General features: G+C 59.0%; 14 protein-coding genes. 10 read left to right on the top strand and 4 right to left on the bottom strand.

Translation table 11 applies throughout. From position 1 onward, the window contains the following. Window positions 1–93: 93 nt before the first annotated feature. The 7 genes from RUM8411_RS12375 to uvrC all read left to right on the top strand — a co-directional run bounded on the left by RUM8411_RS12375 (window position 94) and on the right by uvrC (window position 8,155). Window positions 94–1,359 (top strand): TAXI family TRAP transporter solute-binding subunit, encoded by a 1,266-nt coding sequence (locus RUM8411_RS12375; RefSeq protein WP_159453889.1) that lies wholly within the window; start codon window positions 94–96, stop codon window positions 1,357–1,359. 100 nt (window positions 1,360–1,459) lie between these two features. After that, complete coding sequence (locus RUM8411_RS12370; RefSeq protein WP_085823016.1) at window positions 1,460–2,389, top strand: ABC transporter ATP-binding protein; 930 nt, start codon at window positions 1,460–1,462, stop codon at window positions 2,387–2,389. Next, complete coding sequence (locus RUM8411_RS12365) at window positions 2,386–3,147, top strand: ABC transporter permease (RefSeq protein WP_085823015.1); 762 nt, start codon at window positions 2,386–2,388, stop codon at window positions 3,145–3,147. Before RUM8411_RS12370 ends, RUM8411_RS12365 begins: the two co-directional genes overlap by 4 nt. A 113-nt stretch (window positions 3,148–3,260) precedes the next feature. Then, the gene (locus RUM8411_RS12360; RefSeq protein ID WP_085823014.1) at window positions 3,261–4,058 is read left to right on the top strand and encodes a S49 family peptidase; all 798 of its coding nucleotides are present in this window, start codon (window positions 3,261–3,263) and stop codon (window positions 4,056–4,058) included. Between the two features lie 168 nt (window positions 4,059–4,226). Next, entirely contained in the window at window positions 4,227–5,189 is a 963-nt protein-coding gene (locus RUM8411_RS12350; RefSeq protein ID WP_085823012.1) for a calcium/sodium antiporter, read from the top strand. A gap of 21 nt (window positions 5,190–5,210) precedes the next feature. Next, window positions 5,211–5,990 carry an SDR family oxidoreductase gene (locus RUM8411_RS12345; RefSeq protein ID WP_085823011.1) on the top strand — a complete coding sequence of 260 codons (780 nt, stop codon included), beginning with the start codon at window positions 5,211–5,213 and terminating at the stop codon, window positions 5,988–5,990. 290 nt (window positions 5,991–6,280) lie between these two features. Next, window positions 6,281–8,155, top strand: coding sequence for an excinuclease ABC subunit UvrC (gene uvrC, locus RUM8411_RS12340; RefSeq protein WP_085823010.1), 1,875 nt, complete (start codon window positions 6,281–6,283; stop codon window positions 8,153–8,155). Here uvrC and RUM8411_RS12335 read toward each other — a convergent pair. Then, window positions 8,152–9,036 (bottom strand): DMT family transporter, encoded by an 885-nt coding sequence (locus RUM8411_RS12335; protein WP_085823009.1) that lies wholly within the window; start codon window positions 9,034–9,036, stop codon window positions 8,152–8,154. The genes uvrC and RUM8411_RS12335 overlap by 4 nt on opposite strands. 189 nt (window positions 9,037–9,225) lie before the next feature. On the opposite strand from RUM8411_RS12335, the gene pgsA reads away from it, so the two are divergent. Genes pgsA through RUM8411_RS12320 form a run of 3 tightly spaced genes read left to right on the top strand, consistent with a single transcriptional unit; the run spans window position 9,226 to window position 10,591 of the window. After that, window positions 9,226–9,894: a CDP-diacylglycerol--glycerol-3-phosphate 3-phosphatidyltransferase gene (pgsA, locus tag RUM8411_RS12330; protein WP_085823008.1), complete on the top strand. Its 669-nt coding sequence runs from the start codon at window positions 9,226–9,228 to the stop codon at window positions 9,892–9,894. 3 nt (window positions 9,895–9,897) lie between these two features. Beyond that, window positions 9,898–10,143, top strand: coding sequence for a molybdopterin converting factor subunit 1 (gene moaD, locus RUM8411_RS12325; protein ID WP_085823007.1), 246 nt, complete (start codon window positions 9,898–9,900; stop codon window positions 10,141–10,143). Window positions 10,144–10,147: 4 nt separating this feature from the next. After that, on the top strand, window positions 10,148–10,591 hold the full coding sequence (locus tag RUM8411_RS12320; RefSeq protein ID WP_085823006.1) for a molybdenum cofactor biosynthesis protein MoaE: 444 nt from the start codon (window positions 10,148–10,150) through the stop codon (window positions 10,589–10,591). A 5-nt stretch (window positions 10,592–10,596) separates the two neighbouring features. Here RUM8411_RS12320 and RUM8411_RS12315 read toward each other — a convergent pair whose 3' ends face one another. From RUM8411_RS12315 to ubiA, 3 genes are all read right to left on the bottom strand, one after another. Further along, window positions 10,597–10,917 (bottom strand): hypothetical protein, encoded by a 321-nt coding sequence (locus RUM8411_RS12315; protein WP_085823005.1) that lies wholly within the window; start codon window positions 10,915–10,917, stop codon window positions 10,597–10,599. 1 nt (window position 10,918) lies between these two features. Beyond that, complete coding sequence (locus tag RUM8411_RS12310; protein ID WP_085823004.1) at window positions 10,919–12,838, bottom strand: OmpA family protein; 1,920 nt, start codon at window positions 12,836–12,838, stop codon at window positions 10,919–10,921. Window positions 12,839–12,902: 64 nt separating this feature from the next. After that, complete coding sequence (gene ubiA, locus RUM8411_RS12305) at window positions 12,903–13,865, bottom strand: 4-hydroxybenzoate octaprenyltransferase (protein ID WP_085823003.1); 963 nt, start codon at window positions 13,863–13,865, stop codon at window positions 12,903–12,905. Between the last annotated feature and the right edge of the window lie 2 nt (window positions 13,866–13,867).

Below are 13,867 nucleotides of genomic sequence, written 5' to 3'. Positions count from 1 at the left end.
AACACTCGCAAATAGCAAGACCTGAGTCTGGTGCCTTGTCAGATGGTTGCAGGCCCCTTAGCGTTCTGCCCGGGATGGAAAGCGAGGCGCGCTATGCGGTTGTGGATCCTTTTGGGAAGCGCAGTGGCCCTGGCGGTGGTGGTGGGTGTGCTGGCCCGCCTGCATCCGCCCAGTCGTCTGGTTCTGGCAGCGGGGCCTGCAGGCGGCGCCTATGAGACAGTTGCGCAGGACTATGCGGCGATCCTTGCACGCGATGATATTCAGCTGGAAATTCTGGAAACCGCCGGGTCCGTTGAAAACGCCGGGTTGCTGGAACGGGGGGCGGTAGATGCGGCCTTTTTGCAAGGTGGAATTCAAATGGATATCTCCCGTGGCGAAGCTGTCGGGGCGGTGTTCTTTGAACCGATTGTCTTTCTGGTCAATGAGGCAGCGACCATTCCCCGGAATCCTGCCCTGTGGTCGGGGCTGCGGATAAACAGCGGCGCTCCGGGGTCCGGGACTGCGGCGGCCTTTCGTGATTTTGAACGGGCGGTGGGTCTGTCTGAGGCCGCCAATACGCATCTGCACATTCCTTATGCAGATGCCGCCGCAGCCTTACTGGACGGGCAATTGGATATCGCCGTCTATGTTGCGCCGATCGAAGCGCCCTACCTGAAGGCCGCTTATGAGGAACAGGGATTGCGAGTTCTGGATCTGGTTCATGCCGAGGCGATCTCGCGCCGGCTGGAATATGCGTCAGTAGTGACGGTTCCGGCAGGTGGTATGTCGCTGGACCCGGTGCTGCCACCCCGGCCCGTCGACCTTGTTGCAATCGAAGCCCGGTTGGTTGTACGACCCGACCTGCATCCGGCGTTGATAAACCGCCTGACGATGGCGGCCATCGAATTGCACAGGACACGCGGAATCATCACCGACCCGGGTGTTTTTCCCAGCCTCGAAGGGACCGGTCTGACCGTCAGCAACACCGCCCGGCAGTTGATCCTTGAAGGCCCATCGACCTGGCACAACTGGTTGCCCTATTGGATCGCCGCACAGATCAACCGGGTGCTGTTGCTGTTGCTGCCTTTCTTTTTCATCGTCGTCCCGCTGATGCGGCTGGTGCCCCTTGCCTATGCTTATGCGATGCGTTGGCGGGTCTGGCAGCACTACCCCGAGATCCGCGAGATTGAGCTGGATCTGGCCAATGATCCAGATGGGAACGCGCTGCGCGAGATGCAGGCACATCTGAGTGAATTGGATGACCGACTGGCAGCATTACGCTTGCCTGCGGCCTTTCGGCAGGGGCAGTATGATGCCCGGCTGCATGTTGAACTGGTGCAAAAACGCATTGCCGAAATGCGGGAAAACGCTCGGGCCTGAGCTGTTTTCGCTCTGCAAAAAAGCGAGGGGAGATGTGCGAAATTGACCTGTTCTACGACGGTCGCGCGGGGTAGGGTCCCCGGCAGAACAGGGAACTTGCATGACGACCATCCTCTCAATCAAGAATCTACGTAAATCCTATGCCGATGGGTTTGAAGCGCTCAAAGGCGTGTCACTGGATATCGAGCAGGGGGAAATTCTGGCGCTGCTGGGGCCGAACGGGGCGGGTAAGACGACCTTGATCTCCACCGTTTGCGGCATCACTACACCGACATCAGGCACGGTGACGGTTGGGGGCCACGACATTCAGGCCGAGTTTCGCGCCGCGCGACGGCTGATCGGTCTGGTGCCGCAGGAAATCGCGCTGGAGCCGTTCGAGAAGGTCTGGAATACGGTGCGTTTGTCGCGCGGCCTCTTTGGTCATAGGCGCAATGATGCCCTGATCGAAGAGATTCTGCGCAAATTATCCCTGTGGGACAAACGTAAGAACGCGATCAAGGAACTCTCTGGGGGTATGAAGCGCCGGGTGCTGATTGCCAAGGCGTTGGCGCATGAGCCGCGCGTGCTGTTTCTGGACGAGCCTACCGCCGGTGTTGATGTCGAGCTGCGCAAGGACATGTGGGAGATCGTGGCCGAGCTGAAGCAGGCCGGTGTCACCATTATCCTGACCACCCATTATATCGAAGAGGCCGAAGCCATTGCCGATCGCGTCGGCGTCATCGACAAAGGTGAGCTTCTGTTAGTGCAGGACAAAGACACACTGATGGCACAGATGGGGAAAAAGCAGATCGAAGTGATGCTGACCGAACCTATTGCAACCATCCCAGACACTCTGGCCGCGCATAACCTTGCACTTAACGGAAACGGCGACGCTCTGGTCTATACCTACGATACCAACGCCGACCGTACTGGCATTACCACGCTGTTGAACGACGTGGCGCAAGCAGGTCTGGTGTTGCGTGATGTGCAAACCCGGCAGTCGAGCCTGGAAGAGATATTTGTCAACCTGGTGTCCGGAGAACCCGCATGAACTGGTCCGCAATCGCCGCCATATACCGGTTCGAAATGGCCCGGTTCTTTCGCACATTGGCGCAGAGCTTTTTCTCTCCGGTTCTGTCGACATCGCTGTATTTCGTAGTTTTCGGCACCGCCATCGGTAGCCGCATTCAAGAGGTCGAGGGTGTGTCTTACGGGGCCTTCATCGTGCCGGGGCTGATCATGCTGTCGGTGGTGATGCTGGCCATATCCAACGCGTCCTTCGGCATCTATTTCCCGAAATTTCTGGGCACGATCTATGAGCTGCTATCCGCTCCGGTCAACTTTATCGAGATCGTGATTGGCTATGTTGGCGCTGCTGCGACCAAAGCCTTGTTCGTAGGCTTCGTGATTCTGATTACCGCCAGTTTCTTTGTGGATTTGCAGATCGAACACCCCGTAGCCATGGTCGCTTTCCTGGTGCTGACCTGTCTTAGTTTTTCACTGTTGGGGTTCATCATCGGCATCTGGGCCAGCAATTTTGAACAGATGTCGCTGGTGCCGCAACTGGTGGTGACGCCGCTGATCTTTCTGGGTGGTACTTTCTATTCGATCTCTATGCTGCCACCTGTGTGGCAAACCATCACGCTGTTCAATCCGGTGGTCTATCTGATCTCGGGCTTCCGGTGGTCGTTTTATGGGCTGGCGGATGTGCCGATCGGGTACAGCCTGCTGGCAATAGTGGTTTTTACCGGGGCCTGTCTGGGCTTTATCTGGTGGATTTTCAAAACCGGCTGGCGCATTCGCAGCTAGGGTGTATCGGGCGTTGCATTTTTGCCCGTTGCCCTCAGGAAATGTGTTCACGTTGCATCTAACGGTCAGTCGGTCCCTTGTTTACAAGTCTGGCGCACTCTACATCGGCACCCATGAAGCTCAGCCTACCGTTTCTTAAAAAGCAACCTTGCGTGGCCGTTGTGCGCCTGTCCGGTGCCATCGGAATGGCAGGGCGCGGGTCCCTGTCGGACACTGCGCTTGCCCCCGTTCTCGAGAAAGCCTTTCGCAAGGGAAAACCAGCCGCTGTCGCGCTGGAGATCAACTCACCCGGCGGATCGCCGGTGCAAAGCTCTCTGATCGGCGCGCGTATCCGTCGTTTGTCGGATGAGTTAAAGGTCCCGGTGATCGGATTTGTCGAGGATGTCGCGGCTTCGGGCGGGTATTGGTTGGCTGCCGCAGCAGACGAGATTTATGCGGATGACAGCTCGGTTCTGGGATCGATCGGGGTGATTTCTTCGGGGTTTGGCGCGCATGTCCTGCTGAAACGGCAGGGAATTGAGCGGCGTGTGCACACGGCGGGGCAATCGAAATCCATGTTGGACCCGTTCTCGCCGGAAAAGAAAGAGGATGTCGTGCGGCTGGAAACCCTGCTGGCGGATATCCACGAAAATTTTATTGCTTATGTTAAAACCCGGCGCGGCACCAAGCTGGACGACAGCCAGGACCTGTTCACAGGTGAGATATGGCTGGCCCGCCGCGCACAGGAACTGGGCCTGATTGACGGTATCGGACATCTGAAACCAGAGATGCAGAAGCGATTTGGCGACAAGGTCAAATTCCGCCGCTACGGGCTGCGCAAACCCTTCTGGTCGCGGTTTGGGGCCGCGATGGCGCAGGACGCTATTGTCGGGCTTGAAGAACGCGCCGCCTATGCGCGTTTCGGTTTGTGACGTGATTATCAAGATTGTAACCCTCTTCCTTGTTGCCATAGGCGTATTGGCGATGTTTGGAAAACTGCGCTATCCGGGACAGAAGCGGTTACAATCGGCAAGATGTCCGCGCTGCGGGCGGTTCAGGATCGGCAAAGGCCCCTGCGCCTGCAAAAAAGGAGGCCGTACATGACGGCATGGCTGTTATCCGGCCTTGGATTGCTGATCCTGTTGCTGGCGGGCGATGCACTGGTGCGCGGAGCGGTGAACCTGAGCTTGCGTCTGGGCGTGCCTGCCCTGATTGTCAGCCTGACGATTGTGGCGTTTGGGACCTCGGCCCCGGAATTGCTGATTGCCATCAGCGCGATTAAGGAAAACGCGCCGGGGATTGCTCTGGGAAACGTAGTGGGATCGAATACGGCAAACATCCTGCTGGTTTTGGGGTTGCCCGCCTTGTTGGCGACGCTGCACACCAGCGAATGTGACAGCCGTAAAAACTATGTCTTTATGCTGCTGGCGACAGTTCTGTTTATCGGGCTGGCCTTTTGTGGCGTCTTCAACCTGTTCAGCGGTGCCATATTGCTGGCCGCGCTCAGCCTGGTTTTGTGGAATGCGTTCCGTGAAGCCCGCGCCCATCGCAAAGCCTGTGGTGCCGCTTGCGCCGAGGATGACGAGCTGGACGGCCTGGAAGAGGCCGATCCCGACATGCCCTATTGGAAGATATCGATCTATCTGGTGTTGGGATTGATCGGCCTGCCGATGGGGGCGCATCTGTTGGTTGAGAATGCGACAGAGATTGCTCGCACCTATGGGGTGACTGAGACGGTGATTGGCTTGACCCTGGTTGCAGTCGGAACGTCCCTGCCGGAGCTGGCAACTACCGTGATGGCTGCCTTGCGTCGTCAGGCCGATGTTGCGCTGGGCAACGTGATCGGGTCGAACATGTTCAACCTGCTGGCTGTCGTCGGTATCGCCACCCTGTTTGGGCGCATTCCTGTTGACCCGGAATTCTTGCGGTTTGACCTTTGGGTCATGCTGGTCGCGTCGCTGTTGCTGATTCCGTTTGTGTTTCTCAAAAAGGATATCACGCGCGGCTGGGGCTTGCTGTTGACACTTCTGTATGCGGTCTACGTCATCTCTCTGTTGGCGTAATGTGACGGAGAGAGGAATGCCATGACCCGAGCCCTAGTGACCGGAGCCGGAATTCGCCTTGGCCAGGCCATGGCACTGTATCTGGCGCGCCGTGGATATGATGTGGCAGTGCACTACGCCACCTCTGAGGAGCCAGCGCAGGACACCGTGGCCGAGGTTCAGGCTCTGGGCCGCACTTCGGTGGCACTGCAAGCCGATCTTCTGGATGAGGCACAGGTCGAAACCCTGCTGCCCCGCGCAGCTAAGGCGCTGGGCGGGCCGATCACCTGCCTGGTCAACAACGCCTCAATCTTTGAATATGACAACATTCATACCGCCACGCGCCAAAGCTGGGACCGTCACCTGGACAGCAATCTGCGTGCGCCTTTCGTTCTGACGCAGGCCATGGCCGCTCAGGGGCTTGAGCCCGACACCGATGACGCGGGTGAACCGGTGGCTACTGGGCTGATTGTCAACATGGTCGACATGCGGGTGCGCAAGCTGACGCCCGAGTTTATGTCTTACACCATTGCCAAAATGGGCCTGTGGGCACTGACCCGCACCGCAGCACAGGCACTGACCCCTGCGATCCGCGTCAATGCCATCGGTCCGGGGCCGACAATGCAGGGCCACCGCCAGAGCGAAGATCACTTCAAAGCGCAGCGTGCCAGCACCGTATTGGAGCGGGGCGCAAACCCGTCGGATATCACCGCCGCGCTGGGATATTTTCTGGACGCCCATGCGGTGACCGGACAGCTGTTATGCGTGGATGGCGGACAGCATCTGGGGTGGCAGACACCGGACGTTCTGGGCGTAGAATAAATAAAACCGGTGCAAGTTTTGCACCGCTCTCAGATCCGTTACATGCGCGTTACAAAATTGTCTTTTTTTTCATATACTTGTCCTGTGTACGAAATAATATATAATAAAATCAACACCTTAATATTGTGCCTATTTTTTGTGCAAACCGGGGAATGGGTAAAGAAACAAGGGAAAATCGCGATGCTACAAAACTTATCTTCACAGTTATCCACAGAAACAGTGGATTTGTTTTCTCTTGATTTGGGGGCTTCAAGATTGCAGCGATTGACAGAGAATCATATTTCGGACCGATGAGCTCTCAGAACGATACCGAAGCGGGCGCGCAACCCACCGGATTTGCCTGTATCCAGCGTTATGTGAAAACGCTGGACAGCTCTCCGGGTGTTTACCGGATGCTGGATAGCGATAGCAGGGTTCTATACGTGGGCAAGGCGCGCAATCTGAAGGCACGGGTGTCGAATTACACCCGCCCCGGGCATTCTGGACGTATTGAGCGGATGATTGCCGCGACGGCCTCGATGATGTTCCTGACCACACGGACCGAAACCGAGGCGCTGCTGCTGGAGCAAAACCTGATCAAGCAGCTGAAGCCGAAGTACAACGTGCTGCTGCGCGACGACAAAAGTTTCCCCAATATTTTGGTCGCCAAAGACCGCGACTTTCCGCAGATCAAAAAGCACCGTGGCGCGAAGAAGGAAAAGGGCGCCTATTTTGGACCCTTTGCCAGTGCTGGCGCGGTGAACCGGACTCTGAACCAGCTGCAAAAAGCGTTTCTGCTGCGCAACTGCTCGGATTCGATGTTCGACAGCCGCACACGGCCTTGCCTGCTGTATCAGATCAAACGGTGTTCAGGGCCGTGCGTCGGCCTGATCTCTCAGGAGGAGTACCGAGAAAGCGTGATGGACGCCGAACGGTTTCTGTCAGGTCGGTCGACCAAAGTGCAGGAAGAACTGGCCGAACAGATGATGACCGCGTCCGAGGCGATGGAGTTCGAACGCGCCGCCGGTTTGCGTGATCGTATCCGTGCGTTGACGCAGGTTCAGACCTCACAGGGCATCAACCCGCGCGGTGTGGCCGAGGCGGATGTGATCGGTCTGTATATGGACAGTGGTCAGGCCTGTGTTCAGGTGTTTTTCATCCGCGCCAATCAGAACTGGGGCAACAAGGACTTCTTTCCGCGCGTCGGGCCGGATGTCTCTGCCGCCGAGGTGATGGAGGCGTTTCTGGGTCAGTTCTACGACAACAAGGAACCGCCTCGACAGTTGATCCTGTCAGACGCTATAGAAAACGCCGATCTGATGCAGGAAGCCCTGAGCGAAAAGGCCGGTCGCAAGGTTGAAATCCTGGTGCCGCAACGGGGTGAAAAACAGGAGCTGGTCGCCGGTGCCCTACGTAACGCTCGCGAATCCCTGGCCCGGCGCATGTCGGAAAGTGCCACGCAGGCCAAGCTGCTGCGCGGCGTGGCCGACGCGTTTGATCTGGATGCGCCTCCGGGACGGATCGAGGTTTACGACAACTCGCATATTCAAGGCACCAATGCGGTGGGTGGTATGATCGTGGCAGGCCCTGAAGGGTACATGAAAAACGCCTATCGCAAGTTCAACATCCGTGGGGATGATCTGACCCCCGGCGATGACTTTGGCATGATGAAAGAGGTTCTGACCCGTCGCTTCACCCGGTTGCAGAAAGAAGACCCGGATCGCGACAAGGGGCTGTGGCCCGATCTGCTGTTGATCGATGGCGGTGCGGGACAGGTGAGTGCGGTGCATGAGATCATGGCCCAACACGGCGTTGAAGATATCCCGATGATCGGCGTTGCCAAGGGCGTTGACCGAGATCACGGAAAGGAAGAATTCCACCGAACAGGCCAGCGGCCTTTTGCACTGAAACGCAATGACCCCGTGTTGTATTTCATTCAGCGCCTGAGGGACGAGGCACATCGGTTTGCCATCGGTACCCACCGCGCCAAACGGGCTAAGGCCATCGGGGCCACGCCGCTGGATGAAATCGCAGGAGTGGGAGCGGCCCGAAAACGCGCCCTGTTGGCTCATTTCGGCAGCGCCAAGGCCGTCAGCCGCGCCAATCTGGCGGATCTCAAAGCGGTCGAGGGGATCTCAGCCGGGCTGGCGCAAAAGGTCTATGACTTTTTTCATGACAAGGGTTAATCCCGCCGCCCGCGCCATAGGATATAGAGGCCCGAGACCACGATCAGTGCACTTCCGATCCACATGGTCTGGTCCAGTCGCTCGCCAAACATCACCACGCCCAGCCCCACGCCAAACAACAGCCGCGAGTAGCGAAACGGGGTTACAGCCGAAACTTCACCGGTCCGCATCGCTTTCATCAGTGACGCATAGGCCAGGGTTCCCATCACAATGGCTCCGGTGACGTGCAGCCCGGCATGCAGGGTCAAAGGTTGCAGGGGCACGCCTTCCCAATACCGATAGGCCAGCCCGGCGATGATGATGCACAGAAATCCGTAGAACCCCAGAACTTCGGTGCTGAGGGTCGCGGGCGCCGCGCGGCTGGCCAGATCACGCCCGGCAAACCCCAGCATTCCCAAAACCGCCAATATGGACAGAGCCGCGAAACTGTCGCCGGTCGGTTGGATGATCACCACCACGCCGATCAGGCCGATCAGAATAGCGCTCCACCGTCGCCAGCCTACGGTTTCGCCGAAAAACAGAGCGGCCCCTGCAACAACGACCAAGGGTGTGGCCTGCAGAATAACCGTAGCCGAGGACAACGGCGTCAGAGTGATTGCCAGCACATAGAACAGCCGCCCGAAAATCTCGAACAGAACCCGAATTTTCATCGGGCGTGATAGCACGTCCGGGTGAAACAGGTTTCCCCCGCGCAGCAGGGCAACAGCGGCAAAGATCACCGTTCCACCCGCGCCGAACAGCACCAGAATCTGCCAGATCGGCAACACGGCCGAAGCGCCCTTCAGCAACGCATCCTCCAGCGCGAACAGCGCCATTGCGGCGATCATCCACGCGCTGCCGATCAGGTTGGATCGCGGGTCGGTCTGTATATGTGCTGTCATTGGGTGCAGTCGCCTTTCGGGCCGGGCCGTCCGCCAATCTGACCGCAAAGCGTTCCCGCGCCAAGATGTATCTGTCTGAGAGTTCCCGATTGCGACCCTTTGACCGCGCGGTCCTCAACCTCCTGTGAACGGGTCAGTTTTTTGCAAGGCCGCCTTTTCTGTCCCGGACCGGCGATGTAGGGTTGGGATATGAAATGGAACCTGCCCAATATCCTGACCGTTCTGCGCCTGGTGGCAGCCCCAGGTCTGGCCGTGATGTTTCTGTACTTCACCCGCCCCTATGCCGACTGGTTCGCCCTGATCCTATTTCTATCGGCCGCCATTACCGATTGGTTTGACGGATATCTGGCGCGTGCCTGGGGGCAAGAGACCAAGATCGGCGCAATGTTGGACCCGATTGCTGACAAGGCGATGGTGGTGGTCGCCTTGATGATCCTTGTGGGCTATTCCACAGAACACTGGACACCCTGGCTGGTGCTGCCCGCGACCGTGATCCTGTTCCGCGAGGTTTTTGTCTCAGGCCTGCGGGAGTATCTGGGGGATGTGGCCGGCACGCTGAAAGTGACCAAGCTGGCCAAATGGAAGACAACCGCGCAGATGGTGGCAATTGCCATCCTGTTTTCGCAAGGGATATTCGAGCATCACTTTGTGATGGGGTCTTTCGGGATGGATGCGGAAACGCTGGACCAGGTCCTGACCGGCCAGATCGAGGACCTGAACGGGTTGCGCGGCAGCCTTGAGGGCATGTTCTGGTCCGGCCGGATCGGCCTGTGGCTGTTGTGGATTGCCGCAGCGCTGACATTGATCACTGGCTATGACTACCTACGTAAAGCCATGCCCCACCTGAAGGAGAGCTAAGGGATGGACGTGCTGTATTTTGCCTGGGTTCGCGAACGCATCGGCCTGCCGAAAGAGCGGATCGAAACCAATGCTGCCACAGTATCCGATCTGGTTGCCGAGCTTAGCGCCCGCGAAGAGCGTTACGCCGCAGCCTTTTCTGACCTGTCAGCGCTGCGCGTGGCCCTGGATCAAGAGCTGTCGGATTTCGACGCGCCGCTGTCCGGTGTGCGTGAAGTGGCCTTTTTCCCGCCCATGACAGGCGGCTGAGCCGATGCGGATCGCGGTTCAGGAACAAGAGTTCGATCTGGGCGCCGAGGCCAACGCGTTTGCCGCCGGAGACAATGCCAACGGGGCCATTGTGACCTTTACCGGCGTTGTGCGCGATCTGGCCTCGGGTGATCTGGATGTGATGGAGATTGAGCATTATCCGGGCATGACCGAACGGGCGCTGACCAAGATCGCGCAAGAGGCGCAGATGCGTTGGTCGCTTGGGGATGTGCTTGTGATTCACCGCCATGGCCGTCTGGCGCCGGGGGATCGGATCATGATGGTGGCCACGGCCTCGCCCCATCGCAAAGACGCGTTTGAGGCGGCGGAATACCTGATGGATTACTTGAAATCCCGCGCGCCGTTCTGGAAAAAAGAGATCACGACATCCGGCGCTGACTGGGTTGCTGCCAAGGACGAGGACGAAGACGCGCTGACCCGCTGGTAGGCCCCTTAGTCCGCGTTATTGATACGCCCGCGCATTTCTTCGGCGTCTTGCCGTGCGGCGCGCAGACCGTCCATCGCCGCGGCCAGTTCTGCCTCGGTCTGGGTCAGTTGATTGGTCAGTTCCGCCTCGCGTTGCTGCAGGTAGGTGATGGCCTGATCGCGGGTTTCTTCCGCTTCGTGCAACTCCTGACTCATTCGGTCCAGATCGGCCACGTCGCTTTGACGCACACGCGACAGACGGTGGGCCAACCAATTGGCGAACCAACCCATGCAAAAGGCCGCGAACAGGATGACGGCGGTGGCGATGATAAACTCGATTCTGTTCAACTTACTGGTCCCCTGCTTCCGCATCCGTTGCGGTCGTGTCCGTTTCTTCGACCTCTGTTGGGTCTGACGGCGCTTCCAAAGCCTCCAGCCCGGTTTCTGTGTTTGTCACCGATTCAGGCCGGATCAGACGGAATTCGATGCGACGGTTTTCCTCGCGGCCTGTCTCGCTGTCATTGTCGGCGATGGGCTGCGTTTCGCCATATCCGACCGCAGTATAGCTGGCGGTCGGGATGCGCCGCCCACGCAGTTCGTTCAGAATGGACTGTGCCCGCGCCTGGCTGAGCTGCTGATTCATTTCTTCGCGACCCTGGCTATCGGTGTGACCCTGAATTTCCAGCCGGATCGGGCCGCATTCCCGCAGGATGTCGGCGATCTGGTTGACCGTGTCCCGTGAGTCCGAGGCGATCGTGGCCGAGCCCGGTTCGAACGCAATCTTGGTGCCGGCCTGAACCTCGGCGATGCGTTCTTCGCAAACTTCGGGCTCAGGCAGTTTGTCGGCGGGTTCCGGTGGTTCCTGATGGGTGATCGACAGGCTGAATTCCTGCGCATCACCCAGTTTATCGGATAATAGACCCGCAACGTAAGCTCGGGTCTTGGGGTCATGGGTGATGCCGCTCAGCGTGACGTTGTCCGGTGTGACGATCAGGGCACCGTTATGCAGCTGTGACAACGCCTCAAGCCCCGCCAGGATTCGCACAGGCCAATCACCAGGCAGTTCGGGGGCTATGCGGGTTGCGGTGTGAACCTGTTCGGACCCAAAGGCTGCACGGGCGTAGCTGTCGACCATGTCCCGCAGGGTTTCGTCACCCACACGGCCGCGCATTTGCACCAGCCCTTCGGGGCTGCGTGTGGCGGAAAACTCGGGCGGACCGGGCTGGTCTTCCGTTTCGGGCGGGGGCAGGATGGCGTGCAGGGCAAAGACGTCGGGCAGGGCAGCCTCAAGCTCACCGACCACGCGGTCAAAGGTTCCGGCGTTTGTGCCTTCGGCTGCGACCAGCGTGATGTCCGCATCCGAAAGGGTCACGGATCCGCCGCCGATTTCGGCCAGGGCACGAATGCTGAGCGCGGCCGCTTCGGGCCAACGCGGCGAAGGCACCCCCAACCCGATAGTGCACGTGTACGAGGCCGCCAGGCCGGCATCCTGCGCTGCGGCAATAACTGTCTCGCGGGCCTGTTCATCCTGCGCGGAACAGGCGTCAAACTGCCCGCCCTCTTCGTCAATAAGATAGCGCAGGGTAAAGGGCGTAATCACCGGGCGCGGGGCCGAGATCGACAGGCCGATCCGCAGGCTGGGCGGCGCGGCGCGCGTCAGCTCTTGTTCCAGCTGCTCTTTCTCTTGCTGACTGTCGGCAATGGCAGTGATCTTGACCAGCCCGGGGCTGGCCGAGATTTTGGCGCGCGGCAGGCGGGTCAGGGCCTCGACCGCATAGGTGACGGCATCGTCCCAACCTTTAGGTTTGGGGTAGTCGGCGGTTTCCATCAGGTCGGACACAGGCACGCTGCCATCCAGCCTGTTCAATCGATCCATCAGCGCCTCACGATTCTCGCTGGCCGGGATCAAGCCGATGACGGAAATCCCGCTGTCATTACGCAGGATTTCGGCTGAAAACCGGGGCGCTGCCAGTTGTGTTGTGGGAGCAACCTGCATTTCATCGATCACGCGCGAGGTGTCGACCTCGGTGCCGGCAGCCGTCAGGGCGTTGAACCGTGTGGCCTCGTCTGTGGCGGTTCCGGTCAGAACAACGCGCAACCCGTCCGAATGGACCTCAGCCCAGTCATGGCCTTTCAGGTCTAGCGCGCGCCGGACCGTAAATTCAGAGGTCTCTTCGACCTTTGTTACCGCAAAGCTGGCGGCCACAAGACAAACTCCGGCCGATACAAGGAATATGAGGGAAACAGCAAGGAAATAGGGCAAGCGCATGTGCGGGCAATCGACTCCTCAGACGGTTGGCAGAACTCTTACAGAGGCCTGCGCCGAGGTGCAATCAGAGCCACAGCGCAGCGCACAGGAAGATCAGCGGAATAAGGCCAGTGTCCCGGTTGACGCGGAACAGTTGCAGCAGTTTGGCGTTGTCTTCAAGATCCAGTCCACGAAGCTGCCAAGCCATATGCCAGCCCATGGCCCAGGGCCCCGCAAGGGCCACAACCAGCGCCATGATCGACGCCTGGGCCGTTGTGGCGTCGATAATGGCCATCCCCATCAGGGCCACCGTGGCCACAAGGAAGTATTTCAGCCATCGCGCGGTATCGGTGCCGAACAGACGGGCTGTGGATTTGATCCCAATCAGCTCATCATCCTCGGCGTCCTGATGGGCATAGATGGTATCGTAAAACAGCGTCCAACTGATACCGGCGAGGTACAGAATGATTGCCGGAAGGCCCACGGTTCCGGTATGGGCCGCCCAGGTCAGCAGGATGCCCCAGTTGAAGGCCAACCCCAGAAAAACCTGCGGCCACCAGGTAAATCGTTTGGCATATGGGTAGACGACCACGGGCAGCAACGACAATACACCCATTGCAATGGCGGCCCTGTTGAAGGTCAGCAGAATCACCAGCGCCAACAGGCATTGCAGCCCCATCCAGATCACCGCCTGCCGCACGCTGACCTGACCCGACGGAATTGGGCGCGACCGGGTGCGTTCGACCTGCCCGTCAAACTTGCGATCGGTGATATCGTTCCAGGTGCAACCCGCGCCGCGCATCAAAAAGGCCCCGATGCCACAGCCTATGGCGATCCACAGGTCTTCCCACCGCGGGGTGCCATCACTGAGGATCGCCAGCGTCAGACCCCACCAGCAGGGAATCAGCAACAGCCACGTCCCGATGGGCCGGTCTGCGCGGCTCAGGCGCAGGTAGGGGCGACTAAAGGCAGGCGCGTGGGTATCGACCCAGTTGCCGCTGACGGCATCGGCAACTTGACCGTCTGGTGTTGGGGCATTGCCTTGCATAT

This window comes from Ruegeria meonggei, from assembly GCF_900172215.1.
GTDB lineage: Bacteria > Pseudomonadota > Alphaproteobacteria > Rhodobacterales > Rhodobacteraceae > Ruegeria > Ruegeria meonggei.
The sequence above is the reverse complement of the archived record's forward strand: the minus strand, read 5'-3'. Positions and strand labels throughout refer to the sequence as shown.